The 26,318-nt window shown below is 59.5% G+C and carries 19 protein-coding genes and 1 pseudogene; 8 read left to right on the forward strand and 12 right to left on the reverse strand.

The features are described from left to right. Positions 1 to 195 precede the first annotated feature (195 nt). Complete coding sequence (locus ABVN21_RS14735) at positions 196 to 1,215, reverse strand: quinone-dependent dihydroorotate dehydrogenase (RefSeq protein WP_339552908.1); 1,020 nt, start codon at positions 1,213 to 1,215, stop codon at positions 196 to 198. A gap of 228 nt (positions 1,216 to 1,443) precedes the next feature. Between ABVN21_RS14735 and ABVN21_RS14740 the strand changes: the two genes are divergently transcribed. The 7 genes and pseudogenes from ABVN21_RS14740 (at position 1,444) to cobA (ending at position 11,464) form a co-directional block, all read left to right on the forward strand. After that, positions 1,444 to 2,655, forward strand: a complete 1,212-nt coding sequence (locus ABVN21_RS14740; RefSeq protein WP_339552907.1) for a CmpA/NrtA family ABC transporter substrate-binding protein — start codon at positions 1,444 to 1,446, stop codon at positions 2,653 to 2,655. 15 nt (positions 2,656 to 2,670) lie between these two features. Continuing rightward, positions 2,671 to 3,246, forward strand: a complete 576-nt coding sequence (locus ABVN21_RS14745; protein ID WP_090323954.1) for an ANTAR domain-containing protein — start codon at positions 2,671 to 2,673, stop codon at positions 3,244 to 3,246. Positions 3,247 to 3,495: 249 nt separating this feature from the next. Then, a complete protein-coding gene (locus ABVN21_RS14750) occupies positions 3,496 to 4,707 on the forward strand; it encodes a nitrate/nitrite transporter (protein ID WP_339552906.1) in 1,212 nt (403 codons plus the stop codon). A 7-nt stretch (positions 4,708 to 4,714) separates the two neighbouring features. Continuing rightward, positions 4,715 to 6,382, forward strand: coding sequence for a bifunctional protein-serine/threonine kinase/phosphatase (locus tag ABVN21_RS14755; RefSeq protein ID WP_339552905.1), 1,668 nt, complete (start codon positions 4,715 to 4,717; stop codon positions 6,380 to 6,382). Positions 6,383 to 6,712: 330 nt separating this feature from the next. Continuing rightward, positions 6,713 to 7,909: pseudogene (locus tag ABVN21_RS14760) on the forward strand (FAD-dependent oxidoreductase); the annotation flags it as partial. Between the two features lie 59 nt (positions 7,910 to 7,968). Then, positions 7,969 to 10,686, forward strand: a complete 2,718-nt coding sequence (locus ABVN21_RS14765; protein WP_339552903.1) for a molybdopterin-dependent oxidoreductase — start codon at positions 7,969 to 7,971, stop codon at positions 10,684 to 10,686. Positions 10,687 to 10,696: 10 nt separating this feature from the next. Continuing rightward, positions 10,697 to 11,464, forward strand: coding sequence for a uroporphyrinogen-III C-methyltransferase (gene cobA / locus ABVN21_RS14770; RefSeq protein WP_339552902.1), 768 nt, complete (start codon positions 10,697 to 10,699; stop codon positions 11,462 to 11,464). 103 nt (positions 11,465 to 11,567) lie between these two features. On the opposite strand, the gene ABVN21_RS14775 is transcribed toward cobA, so the two are convergent. The 8 genes from ABVN21_RS14775 to ppsA form a co-directional block, all read right to left on the reverse strand. Beyond that, positions 11,568 to 12,599: an OmpA family protein gene (locus ABVN21_RS14775; protein WP_339552901.1), complete on the reverse strand. Its 1,032-nt coding sequence runs from the start codon at positions 12,597 to 12,599 to the stop codon at positions 11,568 to 11,570. A 107-nt stretch (positions 12,600 to 12,706) separates the two neighbouring features. Then, positions 12,707 to 13,297 carry an RNA polymerase sigma factor SigX gene (gene sigX / locus ABVN21_RS14780; protein WP_075949123.1) on the reverse strand — a complete coding sequence of 197 codons (591 nt, stop codon included), beginning with the start codon at positions 13,295 to 13,297 and terminating at the stop codon, positions 12,707 to 12,709. Positions 13,298 to 13,387: 90 nt separating this feature from the next. After that, a complete protein-coding gene (locus tag ABVN21_RS14785; protein WP_008048604.1) occupies positions 13,388 to 14,212 on the reverse strand; it encodes a mechanosensitive ion channel domain-containing protein in 825 nt (274 codons plus the stop codon). 2 nt (positions 14,213 to 14,214) lie between these two features. Continuing rightward, the gene (locus tag ABVN21_RS14790) at positions 14,215 to 14,463 is read right to left on the reverse strand and encodes a hypothetical protein (protein WP_034147985.1); all 249 of its coding nucleotides are present in this window, start codon (positions 14,461 to 14,463) and stop codon (positions 14,215 to 14,217) included. Positions 14,464 to 14,526: 63 nt separating this feature from the next. Then, complete coding sequence (locus ABVN21_RS14795; protein WP_034147986.1) at positions 14,527 to 15,522, reverse strand: zinc transporter ZntB; 996 nt, start codon at positions 15,520 to 15,522, stop codon at positions 14,527 to 14,529. A 21-nt stretch (positions 15,523 to 15,543) separates the two neighbouring features. Next, positions 15,544 to 16,035, reverse strand: coding sequence for a ribonuclease E activity regulator RraA (gene rraA / locus ABVN21_RS14800; RefSeq protein ID WP_160038931.1), 492 nt, complete (start codon positions 16,033 to 16,035; stop codon positions 15,544 to 15,546). Between the two features lie 137 nt (positions 16,036 to 16,172). Beyond that, complete coding sequence (locus ABVN21_RS14805; protein WP_339552899.1) at positions 16,173 to 17,162, reverse strand: alpha/beta fold hydrolase; 990 nt, start codon at positions 17,160 to 17,162, stop codon at positions 16,173 to 16,175. A 97-nt stretch (positions 17,163 to 17,259) separates the two neighbouring features. After that, a complete protein-coding gene (gene ppsA / locus ABVN21_RS14810; protein WP_339552898.1) occupies positions 17,260 to 19,635 on the reverse strand; it encodes a phosphoenolpyruvate synthase in 2,376 nt (791 codons plus the stop codon). 174 nt (positions 19,636 to 19,809) lie between these two features. Here ppsA and ABVN21_RS14815 point away from each other — a divergent pair, with 174 nt between their 5' ends. Further along, complete coding sequence (locus tag ABVN21_RS14815; protein WP_008048584.1) at positions 19,810 to 20,628, forward strand: pyruvate, water dikinase regulatory protein; 819 nt, start codon at positions 19,810 to 19,812, stop codon at positions 20,626 to 20,628. Between the two features lie 117 nt (positions 20,629 to 20,745). Here the strand turns inward: ABVN21_RS14815 and prpD are convergent, their stop codons facing one another. From prpD to acnD, 3 genes are all read right to left on the reverse strand, one after another. After that, the gene (gene prpD, locus ABVN21_RS14820; protein WP_339552897.1) at positions 20,746 to 22,230 is read right to left on the reverse strand and encodes a 2-methylcitrate dehydratase; all 1,485 of its coding nucleotides are present in this window, start codon (positions 22,228 to 22,230) and stop codon (positions 20,746 to 20,748) included. Positions 22,231 to 22,371: 141 nt separating this feature from the next. After that, a complete protein-coding gene (gene prpF / locus ABVN21_RS14825; RefSeq protein ID WP_339552896.1) occupies positions 22,372 to 23,562 on the reverse strand; it encodes a 2-methylaconitate cis-trans isomerase PrpF in 1,191 nt (396 codons plus the stop codon). A 66-nt stretch (positions 23,563 to 23,628) separates the two neighbouring features. Then, positions 23,629 to 26,223: a Fe/S-dependent 2-methylisocitrate dehydratase AcnD gene (acnD, locus tag ABVN21_RS14830; RefSeq protein WP_339552895.1), complete on the reverse strand. Its 2,595-nt coding sequence runs from the start codon at positions 26,221 to 26,223 to the stop codon at positions 23,629 to 23,631. Between the last annotated feature and the right edge of the window lie 95 nt (positions 26,224 to 26,318).

Here is a 26,318-nt window from a genome sequence, read left to right on the forward strand (position 1 = left end):
GACACGACAATCTGATTAGTAACGAATTAACCACGCACGTCCCATCCGGACGGCGGGCTACGGCCCAGGGGCTCCTTTAAAGGGGCCCTTTTTTATGCCTGCTTTTTGGTTTGACACGCCCCCCTGTAGGAGCCCGGCTGGCCGGCGATGGCGTCCTTGAGATCGCCATCGCCGGCCAGCCGAGCTACTACAGAATCAGCGCAGGGCTGCGATAGCGTCGACGGATTCGCGGATGAGCGCCGGGCCTTTATAGATGAAGCCCGAGTAGATCTGCACCAGGCTCGCACCGGCAGTGATCTTCTCCGCCGCGTGTTTGCCTTCGGTGATGCCACCGGCAGCGATGATCGGCAAGCGACCACCCAACTCTGCCGCCAGCACCTTCACGGTGTGGGTGCTCTTGTCGCGAACCGGTGCGCCCGACAGACCGCCCGCCTCGTCACCGTGTTCCATGCCTTCGACGCCGACGCGGCTCAGGGTGGTGTTGGTGGCGATGACCGCGTCCATACCGGTTTCGATCAATGCCTGCGCGACTTGCGCGGTTTCTTCGTCGGTCATGTCCGGGGCGATCTTGATCGCCAGCGGCACGTGTTTACCGTGACGCAACGCCAGCTCAGCGCGACGCGCGGCCAGGTCGGCCAGCAGTTGCTTGAGCGAGTCACCAAATTGCAGGCTGCGCAGGCCCGGCGTGTTCGGCGAGCTTACGTTGACCGTCACATAGCTGGCGTGGGCGTAAACCTTGTCCAGGCAAATCAGGTAGTCATCAACCGCGCGCTCGACCGGAGTATCGAAGTTCTTGCCGATGTTGATGCCCAGCACGCCCTTGTACTTGGCGGCTGCCACGCGAGCCAGCAGATGATCGACGCCGAGATTGTTGAAGCCCATGCGATTGATGATCGCCTCGGCTTCCGGCAGACGGAACAAGCGTGGTTTCGGATTGCCCGGCTGCGGACGCGGAGTGATGGTACCGATTTCGACAAACCCGAAACCCAGTTGCGCGAAACCGTCGATGGCCGCGCCGTTCTTGTCCAGACCAGCCGCCAACCCCACCGGGTTGGGGAAATCCAGGCCCATGACCGTCACCGGCTTCTTCGCCGGCGCCTTGCACAGCAAACCGTTGAGGCCCAAACGGCCACCCGCGCCAATCAAATCCAGGGACAGATCGTGGGAGGTTTCCGGGGAAAGTTTGAACAACAGCTGACGGGCCAGGGTGTACATGGGCGGATTTGACTCTGGGCTACGAAATGTGGCGGCGATTATAGCCGGGCACGGGTCCACAGGCGAGGTGCGCGGCAAAGTCTGCGGGCGATGGCATATGCCTTGCACTCTTATGAGCATCAGCACTCATGTCAACGGCGGGATGAGTGTCAGGACAATGGCGTCGTCATCCGGTCTTTCTTGCGCATAGACCTGGAACGACGCTTTTTTTTCGAAGGTGCAAAAGCAATGAACGAACCATCAGCCGGCCCACTGGCCTGGGTCAACGGCAGCGATGCCCCGGAAAAGAGCGAAATCAACCTCGGTTTCATGGCCCTGAGCGACTGCGCCTCGGTAGTCGTCGCCGCCACTCAGGGCTTCGCTCAGCCCTACGGCCTGACGCTCAACCTCAAGCGCCAATCGTCCTGGGCCAATCTGCGCGACAAACTGGACAGCGGTGAACTCGATGCCGCCCATAGCCTGTACGGTTTGATCTACGCCGTGCACCTGGGCATCGGCGGCGTGGCGCCGACCGACATGGCCGTGCTCATGGGACTGAACCAGAACGGTCAGAGCATCAACCTCTCCCATGGCTTGCAGGGTCTCGGCGTGACCGGTCCTGAAGCACTTCACCGGCACGTGCACCAAAGTCGCCCAAAACTGACTTTCGCCCAGACTTTTCCTACCGGCACCCACGCCATGTGGCTGTATTACTGGCTCGCCAGTCAGGGCATCCATCCGTTGCTGGACGTCGACAGCGTTGTTGTACCGCCGCCGCAAATGATCGCGCATTTGCAAGCAGGGCGCATTGACGGGTTCTGTGTTGGCGAACCGTGGTCGGCCAGCGCGGTGCAGCAGGATCTTGGATTCACGATGGCGACTACCCAAACCATCTGGCCCGATCATCCGGAAAAAGTCTTGGGCTGCACTCGCGAATTCGTCGAGCAATACCCCAACACCGCCCGCGCCTTGGTGATGGCGATTCTGGAGGCCAGCCGTTTCATCGAAGAAAGTAGCGAGAATCGCCGCAGCACCGCGCAATTGCTCAGTGCGCCGCAGTACCTCGACGCTCCGCTCGAATGCATCGAGCCGCGTCTGCTGGGCGACTACGCCGACGGTCTCGGTCACCGCTGGCAAGACCCGCACGCCCTGCGCTTTCATGGCGAAGGCGAGGTCAACCTGCCGTACCTGTCCGATGGCATGTGGTTCATGACCCAGTTCCGGCGCTGGGGTTTGTTGCGCGACGACCCGGATTACCTCGCCGTGGCCCGTAAAGTCCAACAACTAGACTTGTATCGTGAAGCGGCCAGCGCGGTCGGCGTCGTTGCAACGGCCAGGGAGATGCGCAGCAGTCAGTTAATCGACGGCAAGGTTTGGGACGGTTCGGACCCGGCCGGTTATGCCCGCAGTTTCAAACTGCACGCCCTGAGCGACAGCTCAGCCCTTCTTGCCAGCCGCTGACAGGAGCTTGCGAATATGTTGCGAATCCTGCTGATCAACGACACCGCGAAAAAAGTCGGACGCCTGAAAGCGGCCCTCACCGAAGCCGGCTTCGAAGTAATCGACGAATCCGGGTTGACCATCGACTTGCCCGAGCGCGTCGAAACAGTGCGCCCGGACGTGATTCTGATCGATACCGAGTCACCGGGCCGCGATGTGATGGAGCAAGTGGTGCTGGTGAGCCGCGATCAGCCTCGACCGATCGTCATGTTTACCGACGAACACGACCCCGATGTGATGCGCCAGGCAATCAAGTCCGGGGTCAGTGCCTACATCGTCGAAGGCATTCACGCACAACGCTTGCAGCCGATACTCGACGTGGCCATGGCGCGCTTCGAAAGCGACCAGGCTCTGCGTGCGCAATTGCATGCCCGCGACCAACAACTGGCCGAGCGCAAGCGCATCGAGCTGGCCAAAGGGCTGCTGATGAAAATGAAGGACTGCAACGAGGAAGAGGCCTACACCCTGATGCGCCGCCAGGCGATGAGCCGCCAGCAGAAGCTGATCCAGGTCGCGGAGCAGATTATTGCCATGAGTGAATTGCTGGGCTGACTCGCCACAGGAAATCCTTCTAACCATAACTGTTGATGGTTGGCACAGATCTCGCTAAGCAATCATCACAGGTAACCAACGGCGGTTGCCCCACCTACGACAAAGACGTCGCTCACCTTATTTGCCCCATGGCGAATCCGGTGGCGGCGTTTTTTAGTTTTGGCCCCATTGCCCGGGGCCGGTGGTGCAGCCCTACGGCGCCCCACCAGCCTGACTCCCGTTCGAGACTCCTATCAGCTGAGGTGCGCGATGAATTCAAGCTTCTGGAAATCCGGCCATACCCCGACCCTGTTCGCAGCCTTTCTCTACTTCGACCTGAGCTTCATGGTGTGGTACTTGCTCGGCCCTCTGGCCGTGCAAATCGCCGGCGACTTGCATCTGACCACCCAGCAGCGCGGCATGGTCGTGGCCACACCGATTCTGGCCGGGGCGATACTGCGCTTTGCGATGGGCATGCTGGCTGATCGTCTGTCGCCGAAAACCGCCGGCCTGATCGGTCAGGTTATCGTTATCTGCGCCTTGTTCGGCGCCTGGAAACTGGGTATTCACAGCTACGAGCAAGCGCTGCTACTGGGACTGTTCCTCGGAATGGCTGGTGCCTCTTTTGCCGTAGCCCTGCCCCTGGCGTCGCAGTGGTATCCGCCGCAGCATCAAGGAAAAGCCATGGGCATCGCCGGGGCCGGCAACTCAGGCACCGTGCTCGCGGCGCTGATTGCACCGGTACTGGCCGCCGCCTTCGGCTGGAGCAACGTGTTCGGTTTCGCCCTGATCCCGCTGATCCTGACCCTGATCGTCTTCGCCTGGCTGGCCAAAAACGCTCCCGAGCGGCCGAAAGCCAAATCGATGGCCGACTACTTCAAGGCCCTCGGCGACCGTGACAGCTGGTGGTTCATGTTTTTCTACAGCGTCACCTTCGGCGGCTTCATCGGCCTGGCCAGCGCCCTGCCCGGCTATTTCAACGATCAATATGGCCTGAGCCCGGTGACTGCCGGCTACTACACCGCCGCCTGTGTGTTCGGCGGCAGCCTGATGCGCCCCTTGGGTGGCGCGCTGGCCGACCGCTTCGGTGGCATTCGTACCTTGCTGGCGATGTACACCGTGGCCGCAATCTGCATCGCTGCCGTCGGCTTCAACCTGCCGAGTTCCTACGCGGCACTGGCGCTGTTCGTATGCACCATGCTTGGTCTGGGTGCGGGTAATGGCGCGGTGTTCCAACTGGTCCCTCAACGTTTTCGTCGCGAGATCGGCGTGATGACCGGCCTGATCGGCATGGCTGGCGGCATCGGCGGTTTCGCCCTGGCGGCGGGCATGGGTGCAATCAAGCAAAGCACCGGCAGCTACCAGATGGCGTTGTGGTTGTTCGCCACCCTCGGCGTCCTCGCCTGGTTCGGCCTGCATGGCGTCAAACGTCGCTGGAGAACCACCTGGGGCTCGGCCGCTGTGACCGCTGCCCGGGTGTGAGGGCTGAATGAGCCTGCAACTGAGTTTCGCCGAAGCCAGCGCCACCGGCCCTCGCGAAGAGAACCAGGACGCCCTGCGCCTGGTCACTCCCGCCCCGGCGCTGGCGGCGAGCAAGGGTTACCTGTTCGCCATCGCCGACGGCGTCAGCCAGTGCGCCGATGGCGGGCTGGCTGCGCGCTCGACTTTGCAGGCCCTGGCGTTGGACTACTACGCCACCCCGGAAACCTGGGGTGTCGCCCAGGCGCTGGATCGTTTGTTGCTGGCACAGAACCGCTGGTTGCAATCCAACGGCGGCGGGCAACCCTTGCTGACCACGGTCAGCGCATTGGTCATGCGGGGCCGGCGATTTACCCTGGCCCACGTCGGTGATTGCCGAGTCTATCGCTGGCACGCCGGGCAGTTGCAGCGTATCAGCGAGGATCACGTCTGGGACCAACCGGGCATGCAGCATGTGCTCAAACGGGCTCTGGGCCTCGATCAGCACCTGGTGCTGGATTTCCTCGACGGCGAATTGCGCATCGATGAAAGCTTCGTGCTGCTCAGCGACGGAATCTGGGCCGTACTCGGTGACACGGCGATTGCCGCGATCCTGCGTGACCAACCGGATCTGCACAGTGCCGCGCAGACGCTGGTGAACGCCGCGCATCTGGCCGGCAGCCAGGACAACGCCAGCGCCTTGCTGGTGCGGGTCGATGCCCTCGGTGAAACCAGCATTGGCGATGCGTTGATTCATTTGCAGCAATGGCCGCTGCCGCCGGCATTGAAACCGGGTCAGGATTTCGAAGGCTGGCAGGTCGAAGGGGTCCTTGGGCAGAGCCAGCAATCGCTGCTTTATCGGGTGCGCGACAGTCAACAGCAATCCTGGCTATTGAAAACCCTGCCCGGCCAACTGCGCGACGATCATCAGGCCGGACAAGCGCTGCTCTCGGAAGAATGGTTCCTCAAGCGTGTGGCCGGGCGACACTTCCCTGAAGTACACGCTGTCAGCCAGCGTCAGCATTTGTACTACGTGATGCGCGAATATTCCGGGACGACCCTGGCGCAGCTCCACGAACAAGTCGGACCGCTGTCGATGGCTCAGTGGCATGACCTGGCCGAACGCCTGCTGCGAGCGGTCGGCATGCTGCATCGACGGCAGATTCTGCATCGCGACATCAAGCCGGAAAACTTGCTGTTGGGCGATGACGGCGAACTGCGCCTGCTGGATTTCGGTCTCGCCTATTGCCCGGGGCTGTCTGAAGATCAGGTTTCTACGTTGCCTGGAACACCCTCCTACATCGCCCCGGAAGCTTTTCGCGGCGAAGTGCCGACGCCGCAACAGGATCTATATGCGGTCGGTGTGACCTTGTATTTCCTTCTAACCGGTCATTTTCCCTACGGAGAAATCGAAGCTTTCCAGCGTCCACGGTTCGGCGTTCCTGTCAGCGCCAGTCGCTATCGTCCCGACTTGCCTGAATGGCTTGCGCAAAGTCTGGAACGCGCGGTGGCGGCGGACCCGGGACAGCGCTTTGAAACGGCGGAAGAATGGTTGTTGTCGATGGAGCAGGGAGAACGACGCAGCTTGAGCGTGCGGCCCAGACCGTTGCTGGAGCGCGAACCACTGAAGGTCTGGCGGACATTGGCGCTGGTGTCGTTGGCGGTGAATCTGCTGCTGTTGTTTTTGCTGCTTCACTGATTTTTTATCGGCCTCGCCACAGTTCTGCTGTGCGCCAACACCGGGCGTCCCGCCTCGAATCGGTGCGGGAACATAAAATCTGCTCCTGAGTAACCACCAAAAACCCACGAAACCCGTCCTCTGAGCGACTTGGCACAACCACTGCATTACCTTTTCCACCACACATAAAGTGCAGCCCTCAAAGACGACGGCTGCACTTCCCGAGAGAACGGGACCGGACAAAGGCGTCCTCGCTAGGCAACTAGCGGGACGCCTTTTTTTGTTTGCGCAAAATCGTTGAGCAAGACCCGCAAGCCTGATGAGGCGGGTCTGAGTTCCCCGGAGAACCTGATGAAAAAACTAAAACTGGTGATGATCGGCAACGGCATGGCCGGGGTACGTACCCTGGAAGAACTGCTGAAACTGAGCAACGAGCTGTACGACATCACGGTCTTCGGCGCCGAACCCCATGCCAACTACAACCGTATCCTGCTGTCGCCGGTGTTGGCCGGCGAACAGACCTTCGATGAGATCGTGCTCAACGATCTGAACTGGTACCTGGAAAACAACGTCAAGCTGCTGCTTAACCGCAAAGTCGTCGAGATCGACCGAGTCAAACGCCGGGTCATCGCCGAAGACGGCACCGTGGCCGAATATGATCGCTTGCTGATTGCCACCGGTTCGAGCCCGTTCATCCTGCCGATTCCCGGCAATAAACTGCGGGGCGTGGTCGGCTACCGTGATATCGCCGACACCCAAGCCATGATCGACAGCGCCAAAACCCACAAGCATGCCGTAGTGATCGGAGGTGGCCTGCTCGGCCTGGAAGCCGCCAATGGCCTGATGCTGCGGGGCATGCACGTCACCGTGGTGCACAACGGCGAATGGCTCTTGGAGCGGCAACTGGATAAAACCAGCGGCCAACTGCTGCAAACCGCCCTGGAGAGTCGCGGCCTGCACTTTCGCCTCTGCGAACAAACCCAGGCCTTGCACGATGCCGGCAATGGCCGGGTGGGTTCGATCGAGTTCAAGAACGGCGACATCCTCCCCGCCGACCTGGTGGTGATGGCGGCGGGCATCCGCCCCAACATCGAACTTGCGGAAAAATCCGGCATCCCGTGCAGCCGCGGGATTCTGGTCAACGACACGATGCAAACCTTCGACCCGCGGGTCTACGCCATCGGCGAATGCGCCAGTCATCGTGGCATTGCCTACGGCCTGGTGGCACCGTTGTTCGAACAGGCCAAAGTCTGCGCCAACCACCTCGCCCAACTCGGCTTCGCCACCTACAAGGGTTCAGTGACTTCGACCAAATTGAAAGTCACCGGCATCGACCTGTTTTCTGCCGGCGACTTCATGGGCGGCGAAGGCACCGAAACCATCACCCTTTCCGACCCCATCGGCAGGATCTACAAAAAACTGGTGATCAAGGACGACGTGCTGGTCGGCGCCTGCCTCTACGGCGATACGGCGGATGGTGGTTGGTATTTCAACCAGATTCGTGAGCACCAAAGCATTGACGAGATTCGCGACCACCTGATGTTCGGCCAATCCTTTGCCCTGGAACAGGCCTTGGGTGATGCCGGACTTGCGCGGGAAGTCGCCTGATGAACCGCCAGATCACCGCTTCCACCTGTTGCTACTGCGGGGTCGGCTGCGGCGTGCTGATCGAGCATGACGGCGAGCGAATTCACGGCGTCAGCGGCGATCCGGCCCACCCGGCCAACTTCGGCAAACTGTGCAGCAAGGGCTCGACCCTGCACCTGACCGGCGACCTGACGGCCCGGGCGTTGTACCCCGAATTACGGCTGGGCAAAGGCCTCGCGCGGGGTCGCACCGATTGGGACACGGCCCTCGATCACGCCACCCGCGTTTTCGCGCAAACCATCGCCGACCACGGCCCGGACAGCGTCGCCTTCTACATCTCCGGGCAACTGCTCACCGAGGATTACTACGTTTTCAACAAACTGGCGCGCGCGCTGGTCGGCACCAACAACATCGACAGCAATTCACGGCTGTGCATGTCGTCGGCGGTGGTGGGCTACAAGCGCAGCCTCGGCGCCGACGCGCCACCCTGCAGCTATGAAGACCTGGAATTGAGCGACTGCGTGATGATCGTCGGCAGCAACATGGCCTACGCGCACCCGGTCCTTTTTCGTCGCTTGGAAGAAGCCAAATCCCGTCGCCCGCAGATGAAAATCATCGTGATCGACCCGCGTCGTTCCGACACCTGCGATTTGGCTGACCTGCACCTGTCGATCATTCCGGGCACCGACGTCGCGTTATTCCATGGGATTTTGCACCTGCTGCTGTGGGAAGACTGGGTCGACCGCAAGTTCATCGAGGCACACACCGAAGGCCTTACCGAGCTCAAACACCTGGTGCACGATTACACGCCGCAAATGGTTGCGCAGCTGTGTGGCATCAGTGTCGAACAGCTTCAGCAATGTGCAAAATGGGTTGGCACGTCACCGAGTTTCCTGTCGTTGTGGTGCATGGGACTGAATCAGTCCACGGCCGGCAGTGCCAAAAACAGCGCACTGATCAATTTGCACCTGGCCACCGGGCAAATCGGCCGCCCCGGCGCAGGACCTTTCTCGCTGACCGGTCAGCCAAATGCCATGGGAGGTCGGGAAACCGGCAGCTTGTCGAACCTTTTACCCGGCCATCGCGAGGCCGCCAACGCCGAACACCGCGCTGAAGTAGCGTCTTATTGGGGTGTCGAACAACTGCCGGCGAACACCGGGCTCACTGCGATTGAGCTGTTCGAGCAGGTGCGCAACGGCACAATCAAGGCGCTGTGGATCGCTTGCACCAACCCGGCGCAGTCGATGCCGGATCAAACCTCCGTACGTGCCGCACTGGAGGCCTGCCCGTTCGTGGTGTTGCAAGAAGCCTTTCGCACCACCGAAACCGCTGCCTTTGCCGACCTGCTGCTGCCGGCTGCCAGTTGGGGCGAAAAGGACGGCATGGTAACCAACTCCGAACGGCGCATTTCCCACGTCCGCAAGGCCATCGTCGCACCGGGTGATGCGCGACCGGACTGGGAGATCACCGTCGATTTCGCACAACGATTGGAAAATCATCTACGGCCAGGGCAAACCAGTCTGTTTGCTTTTGAAACCCCGGCGCAGATCTTCGATGAATACAAGCAACTGACGCGCGGCCGAGACCTGGACTTGTCCGGCATCAGCCATGACCTGATCGACCGCCTCGGCCCGCAACAGTGGCCCTTCCCGACGGATGCCCGCGCAGGCACCGCGCGATTGTATGAAGACGGTATTTTCCCGACCGCCAGCGGTCGCGCGCAGTTCGTCGCCGATCCGTTTCGCGCCGCCAAGGAACAGCGGGATGCGCATTTCCCCCTCACCCTGATCACCGGCCGTTTGCGCGATCAATGGCACGGCATGAGTCGTACCGGCACCGCCGCGCAGCTATTCGGCCATGTCAGCGAAGCCGTATTGAGCCTGCACCCGGATGAACTGCGCCAGCATCACCTGCAACCGGGCGATCTGGTCAGCCTGGAAAGTCGGCGTGGTGCACTGATCGTTCCGGTCAGCAGCGACGATAACGTTCGCCCCGGTCAGGCGTTTTTACCGATGCATTGGGGTGACCGCTTTCTAAAAGGCGGGGTGAATAGCCTCACGCTTCCTGCCTTCGATCCACTGTCGAAGCAACCGGAACTCAAACACAGCGGCGTACGCCTGGAACCCGTGGACTTGCCGTGGAAGCTGTTTGCGCTCATCGAAGGCGATGTTCAACGGCATTTTGAGACGCTACGACCGCTGTGTGAGGCGTTTTGCTACATCAGCCTAAGCCTGGCAGGCCGGGAGCGCCCTGCGCTGCTTATACGCGCTGCCAGCGCCACAGCTCCCGAACCGAAATGGCTGCAAGAGATCGATCAATGTCTGGGGCTGAACGAAGGTCCGGTGCTGGCCTATGACGACCCCAAGCGCTCCATCGGCAAACGGGTTCGTATCGAGAACGGTCGAATCACCGCCCTTCGACTGGCTGGCGAAACCCTCGCCCAGCATTGGCTGCAAAGCCTGTGGCTCGAAGGTCGCGCCGACGAACAACTGCGACGCTGGCTGCTGGCGCCGCTGAGCGCACCGCCGGGCAATGCCGGAGCAGCAGCGGTCGGCAACAAAATCCTGTGTAACTGCAAGAACGTCAGCCAAGGCGCGGTGAGTGCCGGTATCGCTCGCGGACTGGACTTGCAGGGGCTGAAAAAAGAATTGGGCTGCGGTACGCAATGCGGCTCGTGTGTCCCGGAAATCAAGCGTTTGCTGGTCGCCACTGCGCGGCCGGTTGCCGTCGTCTCGTGAGGAAAACACTATGAACGCAAAAGTCTGGCTGGTGGGTGCAGGCCCCGGTGATCCGGAATTGCTGACGCTCAAGGCAGTGCGAGCGCTGAGAGAAGCGGATGTGGTGCTGATCGATGATCTGGTAAATGACGCGGTACTTGAGCATTGCTGCAACGCTCGGATCATCCCGGTCGGCAAACGTGGCGGCTGCCGTTCTACACCGCAAGCGTTCATTCATCGGCTGATGCTGCGGTATGCGCGCCACGGCAAATGTGTGGTGCGGCTCAAGGGTGGCGATCCGTGTATTTTCGGGCGCGGCGGTGAAGAAGCGCAGTGGTTGCGCGAGCGCGGGGTTGAGGTTGAATTGGTCAATGGCATCACCGCCGGGCTTGCTGGCGCAACCCAGTGCGATATCCCGCTGACCTTGCGCGGTGTGGCGCGCGGCGTGACGCTCGTCACTGCTCACACTCAGGACGGCAGCAGCCTGAATTGGCCAGCATTGGCTCAAGGCGGCACGACGCTAGTGATCTACATGGGAGTGGCCAAGCTCAGCGAAATTCGCGAACAGCTTCTGGCCGGTGGAATGACGGCGGATACGCCTGTGGCGATGATTGAAAACGCTTCCCTGCCCCATCAGCGGGAATGTCGGAGTGACCTGACGGGGATGGAGGAGGATGCCCACGCGTTCGGGCTCAAGAGCCCTGCCATCTTGGTCATCGGCGCGGTGGCGATGAGCGACAAGATCAAAAGATCGCAGCCTGCGGCAGCTCCTACAGAAATGCACGCGCGGCTCCTGTAGGATCTGCCGAAACTTCGTGGCAACGCCATTCACGCTGGAACACCAAATCGCAGACAAAGAAAAGCCCGGCCTAAGCCGGGCTTTTCTCAGAGCTGCGAGCTAATTACTTAGCTTGAGCTTCAACCTGCGCTTCTACGCGACGGTTTACAGCGCGGCCAGCGTCAGTTTTGTTGTCAGCAACTGGGCGGGATTCGCCGTAGCCAACAGACTGAACGCGGGACGATTCAACACCGTACTGGTTGGTCAGAACTTGCTTAACGGCGTTTGCACGACGCTCAGACAGTTTCTGGTTGTAAGCGTCAGGACCGACGGAGTCAGTGTGACCTTCAACAGTAGTGGTGGTGGATGGGTACTGCTTCATGAAGTCAGCCAGGTTTTTGATGTCGCCGTAGCTGTTAGGCTTGACTACCGACTTGTCGAAGTCGAACTTCACGTCCAGCTCAACACGAACAACTTCAGCAACTGCTGGGCAGCCGTCAGCGTCAACAGTTACGTTGGCTGGGGTGTCCGGGCACTTGTCAACGTTGTCGCAAACGCCATCGTTGTCGCTGTCGGAGCAGACTTCTGGAGCTGGTACTGGAGCAGGAGCAGGCTTGCTGCCGCCACCGAAGTTCACACCGATACCAACGCTAGGAGCCCACTCGGTGTTGCCCTGGTCGATGTTGTATTGAGCTTCAACGCCAGCACGGGCGTAGAAGTTCTCGGTGAAGTACAGCTTGGCACCGCCGCCAACATTGGCGAAGGTGGAACGGTTACGACCGTTCGAGCCGTTCTGGTCGATGCTCTGGTCGGAGAAACCGGCAGAGACGTAAGGACGAACCAGGTCACCTGGGTTGTTGAAGTGGTACAGAGCGTCCAGAGCGGTGTTAGCGCCTTTAACGTTCTGGCCATCATCGGTCACTGCGTTGTGTACTTCGTCGTACGACAGGCGCAGTTCAACATCGTCAGTCAGGAAGTAACCGATCGAACCACCCGGCAGGATGCCGTCGTTCTTGAAGTTACGGTCGCTATCGAAATATTGCTTCTTTGCGTAGCCTTCGATTTCAACTGCGCCTTGGCCCTGTGCCAGAGCGCCGAACGAAGTGGCGGCAATAAGAGAACCAATGGCCAAGCCCAAGGTGTTTTTCAGTTTCATCCGTTAAATCCCCATCTGGTGATTGTGAAGCAGTCCCGCAAACCGGGGGACAACTCGGCGGCAAGTCTATCAGAACTTGCCTACACGTAAGAGATATTTGCGCCGAACTAAGTTTCAGCAATGCCTGCAAATTTCTCACGCAATTTATCTAGAGCGCGTTTGTACCGCATTTTTGTTGCACTCAAACCCATGTGCATTATGTCTGCGATTTCCTGAAATTCCAGTTCTGCGACAAATCGTAGCACCAAAATTTCACGGTCAATCGGGTTCACATACACCAACCAGCGATCAAGTCCACCTTTCTCCTCGGGCTTCGGCGCCTTTTCTTCAGACGCTTCTTCGAGGGGGTCCAGACTTAAAGCATCCATCAAGCGACGCTTTCGCCGTTCCTTTCGATACTGTGTGATGCACTCGTTGTACGTGATGCTATATAGCCATGTCTTGAACTTCGATTTGCCCTCGAAGTTCTTCAGGCCATACAGCACCTTCAACATGACCTCCTGACAGACATCGTCTGCGTCGCGATCGTTCCCAAGATATCGTGCACAGACGTTAAATAATGTTCGCTGGTAACGCCGCATCAGTTCTTCATAGGCGCGCGTTACGTGAAACAGCTCGGTATGCGAGCGCGCGACCAACTCCTCATCAGAGAGCTCGCGGGGGTCGTAGCGCATGGATAGCGATTGGGCTTTATTCAAAACAAGTCGGGCCGACAGTCAGGTCAATGTCCGCCGCAGCCAGCATCAGCGGCATTTTTGCGGCGGCATACATTAGCAGGGTTTGCCGGGTTAGCGGCTACTCACATGCTGCTCGAGAAGGATCCGATTGGAGAGAGAGACTAGCTCACCCTCATCGGTCAGCAATGTGGTTTTAACCGTGCCGATCTCTTCGATCTGACCTTCGACCTCGCCAACACGTACTTGTTGCCCAACCTGATACAACTCACGCACATAGATTCCCGCAAGAATCTGACCGGCAATTTCCCGGCTTCCCAGCCCCATGGCCAGCGCTACTGCCAGACCAACGGTGATCAATACAATGACAATGACATGGTTGAGCAGATCAGTTTTGACTTCCAGCTGGCTGATCGCAACCGAGATACTGATGATGATCACCAGGCCCTGGGCAATTCGTCCCAACCCTGAAGCGTAGTCCAGCCCTACGCCTTCTGCCGCACCGCGCACCAGTCCGTTGGCCAGTTGCGCCAGCAAAACACCCACCAGCAACACCAGCGCGGCACCGAATACCTTCGGCAAATACAACGCAAGCATGTCAAGCGTAGCTGAAACTCTCTCAAGTCCAAGGGATTCTGCGGCAGAAACCAGAAAAATAAGCAGAACGAACCAATAAACGATTTTTCCGATCAGCGTCGAGATCGGTACTTGAAGGCCAGCACGCGATAACAACTTGGTCAGACCGGTACCACCCATCAGGCGATCAAGTCCCAATTTGGCGAGTAACTTGGAGAGTAGAGTGTCCAGCAACTTGGCTACGACGAAACCCAGAAGCAGCACAACCAATGCGCCAAACAGGTTCGGAATGAAGTTCGCAACCTTGGTCCATAACGCAGTCATTGCAGTGACGAGGCTCTGTGTCCAGAGATCAAGTTCCATATTCAATCAGCCTTATCAGCAGTGCGAACAGTAGGTTTACGAAGACGGGATACCGGCGCGACATGGGCCGATCCATTATTCAGGGCGATCATCAGGGCGGGCAGCCAACGGCCCAGCAAGCTGAACAAATCACCGGCGCCGACCTGGCGGTTGGCGGTTTTCAGCACACGATCAAGGCACGCATCGTCGTCCCGGGTGGACGGTGATGACTTGAGCATGTCACGCAAAGACTGTTCAAACGGATCGTGCATACGCACCTCTCGTGATGTCTGTGAAAGACGCGGTCAATTTTGCCCGGGTCACATGCTTTACTTTCAAACCCAGCGCAAACGGCGGAACAACCACCACTGCCCGATGGCCACCGAGACCATCAGCAGGCAGGCTACGAGGAAACCATAAGGGCTCGCGGAAAAGGGTATTCCGCCGACGTTTATCCCCAACAGACCGGTCAGAAAACTCATCGGCAAAAAAATCCCGGTGATGATCCCGAAGCGATACATCGTGCGGTTCATGCGCACGCTCAATCGTCGGTCTTCAGCCTCCAGGACCAGCCCCACCCGCTCGCGGGTCAATTCCAGCTCCTCAAGATAGCGGGTCAGGCTGTTGTTCAATTCGTTCCAGTAATCACCATCGTCGTCGACGAACCAGGGCAATTTGATCCGCGTCAGCTGACCGAAAATATCCCGCTGCGGAGCGAGAAACCGCTTCAACGCAGCAGCCCGGCGACGAATTTGCAAAATGGATCCGTGCTCGGGCGTATACCGTTCGTCGGAGTCCAGTTTTTCTTCTTCCTCGTCGACCACTTCCGAGAGGCAACTGACCAGATCCTGCACCTTGTTGGTCAAGTACTGCGCCATATAAAGGATGAGTTCCGAAGCGGTTTTCGGCCCCTTGCCTTCCGCCAGTTGCACCAGCAACTCTTCGGTGGCGCGCAACGGACGCAAACGCAGGGAAATCACCCGTTGGGCGGAACCGAAGATCCGCACCGACACCATGTCCTCTGGCTCGGCACCCGGATTCAGGTTGACTCCACGCAAAAATAGCAGCAGTTCGCTGTCGGGAAGCTGTAGTAATCGTGGACGGGTGTTTTCTTCAAGTAACAGGTCGCAGCTGAACTCACTCAGGCCGCTGGATTTGCGCAGCCAGGTCTGGGTTTGCGGGTGACTGCGATCCCAGTGCAGCCACAGGCTTTCATGGGCCTGCAACTGCAAGTCATCGAGTTCTGTTCGGGCAATCGAACGCGCACCACCTTTACCGTTCAGCACCAGGGCATGCACCAGCCCCCACTGCGCGTTTTCTTCCTCGAACATCCGCATTCCTTTGGTCGGGTCTTACTCAGGCATTTTCAGGGGGCTCGGCGAGACGATCACGCCGTTGTTATCCGCATAGATGTAATGGCCTGGATGAAAGGTCACGCCGGCGAAGGTCACGGCTACGTTCAAGTCACCGATGCCGCGCTTCTCGGTTTTCATTGGATGGCTGGCGAGGGCCTGAACGCCGAGATCGGTTTGTGCGATGACGTCGACGTCACGGATGCAACCGTAGATCACCAGCCCTTCCCAACCGTTCTTCGCGGCTTTCTCGGCGATCATGTCGCCCAGCAGCGCACGACGCAGGGAACCACCGCCATCGACCACCAGCACCTTGCCGTTGCCCTTGAGTTCGGCTTGTTCCTTGACCAGCGAGTTGTCTTCGAAGCACTTGATGGTCACGATTTCGCCGCCGAAAGAATCACGGCCGCCGAAATTGCTGAACATCGGTTCCAGCACCTGCACCAGCTCCGGGTAGGCATCGCACAGGTCAGGCGTGAGGTAATGGTTCATCGAGAAACTCCTGTAAAGAGGAAGAAAGCACGAACATCACTACTGTTTCAGTCATCGAAAATGACCAGAACAGCTCAATGCGTCATATCTTAGCCGCAAGCCGATCAGAGCGAAATGCCCTTGATAGAGCGTCCAGCTTAGATCGCCGCAGCCAAATCCGCTTTATCACCGAGCAACGGCGTTTGCTGATCCACCAGCCAGCGCGCCACCAAAGGCCAAACCTCGGCCTGGGCGACTTTGCTGACCAACATTTCGACGTGACCGAAATTATCGGCAAAACCCTGCTCACGTCCCAGGTTAATAAACTGCTTGTGCTCGGACCCCAACTGCTCGAACAACTTGCGACAAGCCCAGGCCGGGTCTTGATGGTCGCCCACTGCACTGACAGCCAGTACCGGCACTTGAACGTTAGCCAAGCCTGCCCACCAGTCCTTGTCGGCATCGCCAAAGCGCCCGAACAGGCCATACCAGCGCATGCTTTCCAGGGCCAGGCCAATCGGCTCGTCCTCCGGGCCGCGCTTGAGTCGTGACCCGGACAACTGGGCAAAACGCTTGAGAATGAAGCGCCCGCTCCACTCAATCGGCGGAATCTTCAATGGCCAGTAAGTACGGCTGACTTGCGTACCAAAGAATGCGGCGGACGCGACCACGGGCTCGCCGATGTATTCACCGCCCAGCGCTGCCGCCAGGGTTATGCCGCCCAGCGAGTGGCCGATCCAGTGCGGGACCTGGCCACTTTGCTCGCGCACGAAGGCACCAATGGCCGGCAGATCGTACTGCGCATAGTCGGCGACACGGTTCTTGCGGTAGTTCTGGTTACGCTGTGACAAGCCGTGACCGCGCATTTCCGGAATCCACACATCGAATCCCAGGCGCGTCAAATGGGCACCAAGCCCCAGCCCTTTTGGCGAAAACCAGAAACGCCGATTGGAAAAACTCCCGTGCAACAGGATCACCGGCACGCCGCGCACCGCCGGTTCATCGGCCATGCCGAGGCGTGTCACAGCCAGTTCGACGGTGAAGTCTGGGCTGTTACCGGGTTTCAAACGATAGACATCTTCGCTCAGATCGCCGCGCCGCTCGGCGCTGATCAGGGCGACAGGAAATAGGTTGCTGCTGCTTTGCATAATCTCTTGCACAAAAAAGGGCGGCATCCTGATGGAGCCCGCCCTGCTTGAATCTCAAAAAGGCCGCCCCCTGCGGGAGCGGCCCGTTCACACTGGATCAAGCCTGCGCTTGACCCTCAGCCAGGAAGAACCAGGTTTCCAGAACGGAATCGGGGTTCAACGAAACGCTTTCGATGCCCTGCTCCATCAGCCACTTGGCCAGGTCCGGGTGGTCCGAAGGGCCCTGACCGCAAATGCCGATGTACTTGCCTGCCTTGTTGCACGCGGCAATGGCGTTGGCCAGCAGCTTCTTGACCGCCGGATTACGCTCGTCGAACAAGTGAGCGATGATTCCGGAGTCACGGTCCAGGCCCAGGGTCAGCTGAGTCAGGTCGTTGGAGCCGATGGAGAAACCGTCGAAGAATTCGAGGAATTCTTCAGCGAGGATCGCATTGGACGGCAGTTCGCACATCATGATGACGCGCAGGCCGTTTTCGCCACGGGCCAGGCCGTTTTCCGCCAGCAGATCGACCACTTGGCTCGCTTCGCCGAGAGTACGGACGAACGGCACCATGATTTCAACGTTGGTCAGACCCATCTCGTTGCGCACGCGCTTGAGGGCGCGGCATTCGAGTTCGAAGCAGTCACGGAACGATTCGCTGATGTAACGCGAAGCACCGCGGAAGCCCAGCATCGGGTTCTCTTCTTCCGGCTCGTACAGCTTGCCGCCGATCAGGTTGGCGTATTCGTTGGACTTGAAGTCCGACAGACGCACGATGACCTTTTTCGGCCAGAACGCTGCAGCCAGGGTGCTGATGCCTTCAACCAGTTTCTCGACGTAGAAGCCAACCGGATCGTCGTAACCGGCGATGCGCTTGTCGACGCTTTCCTTGATGTCCTGCGGCAGACCGTCGTAGTTCAACAGGGCTTTCGGGTGCACGCCGATCATGCGGTTGATGATGAACTCCAGACGGGCCAGGCCCACACCGGCGTTCGGCAGCTGAGCGAAGTCGAAAGCGCGGTCCGGGTTGCCGACGTTCATCATGATCTTGAACGGCAGATCCGGCATGGCGTCCACGGAGTTCTTCTTGATGTCGAAGCCCAGTTCGCCTTCGAAGATGAAACCGGTGTCGCCTTCAGCACAGGAAACGGTCACGCCCTGGCCGTCTTTCAACAGCTGGGTGGCGTTGCCGCAGCCCACTACGGCCGGGATGCCCAGTTCACGGGCGATGATCGCCGCGTGGCAAGTACGGCCGCCACGGTTGGTGACGATGGCGCTGGCGCGTTTCATAACCGGTTCCCAGTCCGGGTCGGTCATGTCGGAAACAAGTACGTCGCCCGGCTGGACCTTGTCCATTTCGGACACGTCCTTGATGATGCGGACCTTGCCGGCGCCGATGCGCTGACCGATGGCGCGGCCTTCAACCAGCACAGTGCCGGTTTCTTTCAGCAGGTAACGTTCCATGACGTTGGCCTGGGTGCGACTCTTAACGGTTTCCGGACGGGCCTGCACGATGTACAGCTTGCCGTCGTCACCGTCCTTGGCCCATTCAATGTCCATCGGGCACTGGTAGTGCTTTTCGATGATCATCGCCTGCTTGGCCAGTTCGCTGACTTCAGCGTCGGTCAGGCAGAAACGCGCGCGATCAGCCTTGTCGACATCGACGGTCTTGACCGAACGACCGGCCTTGGCCTCGTCGCCGTAGATCATCTTGATGGCTTTGCTGCCCAGGTTGCGGCGCAGGATCGCAGGGCGACCGGCGGCCAGCGTGCCTTTGTGGACGTAGAATTCATCCGGGTTCACCGCGCCTTGTACGACGGTTTCACCCAGGCCGTAGGCGCCGGTGATGAACACCACGTCACGGAAGCCCGACTCGGTGTCGAGGGTGAACATCACGCCGGCGGTGCCGGTTTCGGAGCGGACCATGCGCTGTACGCCGGCCGACAGGGCAACCAGCTTGTGGTCGAAGCCCTGGTGCACGCGGTAGGAAATCGCGCGGTCGTTGAAAAGGGAAGCGAACACCTCTTTGGCGGCGCGAATGACGTTTTCGACACCGCGGATGTTCAGGAAGGTTTCCTGCTGACCGGCGAAGGAAGCATCCGGCAAGTCTTCGGCGGTAGCGGAAGAACGCACGGCCACGGCCACGTCAGGGTTGCCGGCGGACAGCGTGGCGAACGCGGTACGGATTTCGGCATTCAGTTTTTCAGGGAACTCGGCTTCCATGATCCACTGGCGGATCTGGGCACCAGTCTTGGCCAGGGCATTCACGTCATCGACGTCCAGGGCATCGAGCGCGTCGTGAATCTGCTGATTCAGGCCGCTCAACTCCAGGAAATCACGATAAGCCTGAGCGGTCGTGGCGAAGCCACCAGGCACGGATACACCGGCACCTGCAAGGTTGCTGATCATCTCGCCCAGGGATGCGTTCTTGCCCCCCACGTGCTCAACATCGTGTTTGCCGAGCTTGTCGAGGGAAACTACGTACTCTACCAAGGTGATCTCTCCACTAACTGTGTTGGAAATGCTCAGAAGCCGGCCGCTATCAGAAGCGTTTGCCAGCTGTATGGCCTGGACCTGGAAAATAAGTGAGAATGCGGGCCATTGGCGGCCGGCAAATCGCGCCTATCATATCCAAGAATGCTCATTAGCTTAAGGCCCAAGGTGCAAATGAAACGATCTGCTTTCTTTATCTCCGATGGCACCGGCATTACTGCCGAAACCCTGGGTCAAAGCCTCCTGGCGCAGTTCGAAAACATTACCTTCAGCAAAGTCACGCGGCCGTACATCGACAACGTGGACAAAGCGCGGGCCATGGTACAACAAATCAACAAAGCCGCCGAAACCGACGGCTTCCGTCCAATTATCTTCGACACCATCGTCAATCAGGACATCCGTGAGATCCTTGCGACTTCCAATGGTTTCATGATCGACATTTTCTCGACCTTCCTGGCACCTCTCGAACAGGAACTGACCGAGCATTCTTCCTACACCGTCGGCAAGTCCCACTCCATTGGTGCGAACACCAATTACATGGAGCGTATCGAGGCGGTGAACTTCGCTCTCGACAACGACGACGGCGCCCGTACGCATTACTACGACAAGGCCGACCTGATCCTGGTCGGCGTGTCGCGTTGCGGCAAAACCCCGACCTGCCTGTACATGGCCATGCAATTCGGGATTCGCGCGGCCAACTACCCGCTGACCGAAGACGACATGGAACGCCTGCAACTGCCTAGCGCCCTGCGTGCCCACCAGCACAAGCTGTTCGGCCTGACCATCGACCCGGACCGCCTCACCGCGATCCGCAACGAACGCAAGCCCAACAGCCGCTATTCGAGCTACGCCCAGTGCGAGTTCGAAGTGCGCGAGGTGGAAAACCTGTTCCGCCGCGAGAACATTCCGAACATCAACTCCACGCATTTCTCCGTGGAAGAAATCTCCGCGAAGATTCTGGTGGAGAAAGGTGTCGAGCGGCGGTTCAAGTAATTAACCATTGCCTGTTCTGGCCTCATCGCCATCAGGCTGGCTCCCACAGTTGATTTGTGTAAACCGCAAATCCCTGTGGGAGTTAGCCTCCTGGCGATTGAACGATAACGCGGTCTCCTAGATAACAAACAAATCCACAAACCGGTTAACCGGTGTCGCTTCAAGCCTCTGCTGATCCTTGCACAACGCAAAAATCTCCTCACTCCGCTGACTGGTGAATCGTGTCAGCAAGTTCGCCTTGAACTTGTCCTCCAGCAATGGAATGCCATCGGCACGACGCCGACGATGGCCAATCGGGTATTCCACCACCACATTCTCGGTGCTGGACCCATCCTTGAAAAACACCTGAATCCCGTTGGCAATGGAGCGCTTGTCGGCCTCCAGGTATTCACGGGTGAAAACCGGGTTTTCGACGATGACCATTTTCTCGCGCAGCACATCGATGATCGGGTGCGCCTTATGGAAATCATCCTCGTAGTGCTCGGCTACCAGATTGCCGAAGGCCAGCGGCACAGCGGTCATGTACTGGATGCAGTGATCGCGGTCGGCGGCATTGGCCAACGGGCCGACCTTGGAAATGATGCGAATCGCCGATTCGTGGGTGGTGATGACGATCCTGTCGATTTCGTGCAGACGGTTTCGAACCTGCGGATGCAAGGTGACTGCTGCTTCACAGGCCGTTTGCGCATGGAATTCGGCAGGAAAGCTGATTTTGAACAGCACGTTTTCCATCACATAGCTGCCGTATGTTCGGGAGAAACTGAAAGCCCGTTTGTCCTCAGGTTTGAGCGCCAGATCCTTATTGGTATGGCTGAACAGCACGTCGTAGAAGCCCCACTGCTTGGCACTCAACACCCCGGGAATGCCCATCTCGCCGCGCATCGCGACATCCGCCAGACGCACGCCACGACTGGACGCATCCCCTGCCGCCCATGATTTGCGCGAGCCGGCGTTCGGCGCATGACGATAGGTGCGCAATGCCTGGCCGTCCGAGAACGCGTGGGACAACGCCGAGAGCAACTGCTCGCGATTGGCGCCCATCAGTTTCGCAGTCACGGCAGTCGAGGCTACTTTCACCAGGATCACGTGATCGAGACCGACCCGATTGAAAGAGTTTTCCAGGGCGATGATGCCTTGGATTTCGTGAGCCATGACCATTGCTTCGAGAACCACACGAACCGTCAACGGCGCCTCGCCATTGGCCACGCGCTTTTGCGACAGGTGATCCGCCACCGCAAGGATGCCGCCGAGGTTATCCGACGGATGACCCCATTCAGCGGCGAGCCAGGTGTCGTTGTAGTCGAGCCAGCGCACGATGCATCCGATGTCCCATGCTGCCTTCACAGGATCGAGCCGATAACTGGTGCCCGGCACACGGGCACCGAACGGGACGACCGTGCCTTCGACAATCGGGCCCAAATGCTTGGTGCATTCAGGAAAACGCAGCGCCAACAGGCCACAGCCGAGGGTATCCATCAGGCAGTTGCGGGCAGTGTCGAGGGCTTCCCGAGACTCGATTGTGTAGTTCAGGACGTAATCGGCAATGTCCTGCAGGACCGGGTCGTAGTCGGGGCGGTTGTTGAGGTCAACGTTGGCGCTCATGTTGTTCGATCCCCCTGTGGGAGCTGGCTTGCCAGCGATAGCGGTGTCTCACATGACAATGATGTTGAATTTGACGGCCTCTTCGCTGGCAAGCCAGCTCCCACAGGATGGTGGTGCCGGTTCCTTCACGGGCGGTGTCGCTTAGAACGAATCGCCCGGCACGCGCACGAAGCCTTCCATCAACACCCGCGCACTGCGGCTCATGATGGCTTTGTTCACGGTCCATTCGCCGTTGACCAGACTGGCTTCCGCGCCAACGCGCAAGGTGCCGGACGGATGACCGAAGCGCACAGCATTGCGCTCGACGCCGCCCGCCGCAAGGTTGACCAGAGTGCCGGAAATCGCCGCCGCCGTACCGATCGCCACCGCCGCCGTGCCCATCATCGCGTGGTGCAGTTTGCCCATGGACAACGCGCGCACCAGCAGATCGACATCTTCCGCTGCTACCGCTTTGCCGCTGGACGAAACGTAATCCGCAGGCTTGGCCACAAACGCCACTTTCGGGGTGTGCTGACGCTTGGCCGCTTCGTCGACATTGGAAATCAGGCCCATGCGCAATGCGCCGTAGGCACGGATGGTTTCGAACATCAGCAAGGCTTTCGGATCACCGTTGATCGCACCTTGCAGCTCGGTGCCCTTGTAGCCGATGTCTTCGGCATTGACGAAAATCGTCGGGATACCGGCGTTGATCATGGTTGCCTTGAAGGTGCCAACGCCAGGTACTTCGAGGTCATCGATCAGGTTGCCGGTAGGGAACATCGACCCGCCGCCGCCCTCTTCTTCCGCTGCCGGGTCGAGGAATTCGACCTGCACTTCCGCTGCCGGGAAGGTCACGCCGTCGAGTTCGAAATCGCCGGTTTCCTGCACTTCACCGTTGGTGATCGGCACGTGGGCGATGATGGTCTTGCCGATGTTGGCCTGCCACACGCGCACCACGGCCATGCCGTTGTGCGGGATGCGGCTGGCGTCTACCAAACCATTGCTGATGGCGAACGAACCGACCGCCGCGGTCAGGTTGCCGCAGTTGCCGCTCCAGTCGACGAATGGCTTGTCGATGGAGACCTGACCGAACAGGTAATCGACGTCGTGATCGGCCTTAATGCTTTTCGACAGGATCACGGTTTTGCTGGTGCTGGAGGTCGCGCCGCCCATGCCGTCGATTTGCTTGTCGTAAGGATCCGGGCTGCCAATTACGCGCAACAGCAACGCGTCGCGGGCCGGGCCAGGAACCTGTGCTACTTCGGGCAAATCCTGCAGGCTGAAGAACACGCCTTTGCTGGTGCCGCCGCGCATGTAGGTGGCGGGAATTTTAATCTGAGCTGCGTGAGCCATGGTGCTCGTTACTCCTGATCTGAAAACAGACACGGGACTCAAAGTCCCGTGTCTATGCAGCGTGTGTTAAACGGCAACTGCCGATTCTTCGAGGAAGTCCTGGGCGAAGCGTTGCAACACGCCGCCAGCCTCGTAAATCGACACCTCTTCAGCGGTGTCGAGGCGGCAGGTCACCGGCACATCGACGCGTTCGCCGTTCTTGCGATGGATCACCAGCGTCAACTCGGCGCGTGGCGTGCGATCGCCAATCACGTCGTAGGTTTCGCTGCCGTCGATGTCCAGGGTGTGGCGGTTGGTACCCGGTTTGAACTCCAGCGGCAACACGCCCATGCCCACCAGGTTGGTGCGGTGAATGCGCTCGAAACCTTCGGCGGCAATGGCTTCAACACCGGCCAGACGCACGCCTTTGGCCGCCCAGTCGCGGGACGAACCCTGACCGTAGTCGGCGCCAGCGATGATGATCAGCGGCTGCTTGCGATCCATGTAGGTTTCGATGGCTTCCCACATGCGCATCACTTGGCCTTCCGGCTCGACGCGGGCCAGGGAACCCTGCTTGACCTTGCCGTTTTCCAGAACCATTTCGTTGAACAGTTTCGGGTTGGCGAAGGTCGCGCGCTGCGCGGTCAAGTGGTCGCCACGGTGGGTCGCGTAAGAGTTGAAGTCCTCTTCCGGCAAGCCCATTTTCGCCAGGTATTCGCCGGCGGCGCTGTCCATCATGATCGCGTTGGATGGCGACAGGTGGTCGGTGGTGATGTTGTCCGGCAGCACCGCCAGCGGGCGCATGCCCTTGAGCGGACGCGCGCCGGCCAGTGCGCCTTCCCAATACGGCGGACGGCGAATGTAGGTGCTCATCTCGCGCCAGTCGTACAGCGGCGCGACTTTCGGGCCGGTGTCTTCATGGATGGCGAACATCGGGATGTAGACCTGACGGAACTGCTCAGGCTTCACCGAAGCTTTCACCACGGCGTCGATTTCTTCGTCGCTCGGCCAGATGTCTTTCAGACGGATTTCCTTGCCGTCGACCATGCCCAGCACATCTTTTTCGATGTCGAAACGGATGGTGCCGGCAATGGCGTACGCGACCACCAATGGCGGCGACGCGAGGAACGCCTGCTTGGCGTACGGGTGAATCCGGCCGTCGAAGTTACGGTTGCCGGACAACACGGCCGTGGCGTACAGATCGCGGTCGATAATCTCTTGCTGGATCACCGGATCCAGTGCACCGGACATGCCGTTGCAAGTGGTGCAAGCGAACGCCACGACGCCGAAACCGAGCTGTTCCAGCTCATCGGTCAGGCCGGCTTCGTCGAGGTACAGGGCGACGGTTTTCGAGCCCGGTGCCAGGGATGATTTGACCCACGGCTTGCGGGTCAGGCCCAGTTTGTTGGCGTTGCGCGCCAGCAGGCCGGCAGCGATCACGTTGCGCGGATTGCTGGTGTTGGTGCAGCTGGTGATGGCGGCGATGATGACGGCGCCGTCGGGCATTTGGCCGGGAACATCGTCCCACTGACCGGAGATGCCTTTGGCCGCCAGATCCGACACCGCAACACGGGCGTGCGGGTTGCTCGGGCCGGCCATGTTGCGCACGACCGAAGACAGATCGAAGGTCAGGCCGCGCTCGTATTGCGCGTCTTTCAGGCTGTCAGCCCACAGGCCTGTGGTCTTGGCGTAGTTCTCTACCAACTGCACCTGCTCGTCTTCACGGCCGGTGAGCTTGAGGTAGTCGATGGTCTGCTGGTCGATGTAGAACATCGCCGCGGTTGCGCCGTATTCCGGGGCCATGTTGGAGATGGTCGCGCGGTCACCCAGTGTCAGCGCCGCAGCGCCTTCACCGAAGAATTCCAGCCATGCGCCAACAACCTTTTGCTTGCGCAGGAACTCGGTCAGCGCCAGCACCATGTCGGTGGCGGTGATGCCCGGTTGCAGCTTGCCAGTCAGTTCAACGCCGACGCTTTCCGGCAGACGCATCCACGATGCGCGACCGAGCATCACGCTCTCGGCTTCCAGACCACCGACGCCGATGGCGATCACGCCCAACGCATCGACGTGTGGGGTGTGGCTGTCGGTGCCGACGCAGGTATCAGGGAACGCCACGCCGTCACGTACCTGGATCACCGGAGACATTTTCTCCAGGTTGATCTGGTGCATGATGCCGTTGCCCGGCGGGATCACGTCGACGTTCTTGAACGCCTTCTTGGTCCAGTTGATGAAGTGGAAACGGTCTTCGTTGCGACGGTCTTCGATGGCGCGGTTCTTCTCGAACGCCTCCGGATCGAAGCCACCGCGTTCGACGGCCAGGGAGTGGTCGACGATCAGTTGTGTCGGCACCACCGGGTTGACTTGCGCAGGATCGCCGCCCTGCTGGGCGATGGCGTCACGCAGGCCGGCGAGGTCGACCAGTGCGGTCTGGCCGAGGATGTCGTGACACACCACACGGGCCGGGAACCACGGAAAGTCGAGGTCGCGCTTGCGCTCGATGAATTGCTTCAGGGATTCGGTGAGCGTGGCCGGGTCACAGCGACGCACAAGGTTTTCCGCCAGCACGCGGGAGGTGTACGGCAGGGTGTCGTAGGCGCCTGGTTGAATGGCTTCGACAGCCGCACGGACGTCGAAGTAATCCAGTTTGCTGCCGGGCAGCGATTTGCGAAATTCTGTGTTCATCGTCGGGACTCGGTCACGGTAAATACAAAGGGTGGGGCCTGGCGCAGCTCTCAAATTGAACACAGACCTCTGTAGGAGCTGGCTTGCCAGCGATC

Origin of the sequence: Pseudomonas sp. MYb327, from assembly GCF_040438925.1 — a bacterium.
In the GTDB taxonomy this organism is placed as follows: domain Bacteria; phylum Pseudomonadota; class Gammaproteobacteria; order Pseudomonadales; family Pseudomonadaceae; genus Aquipseudomonas.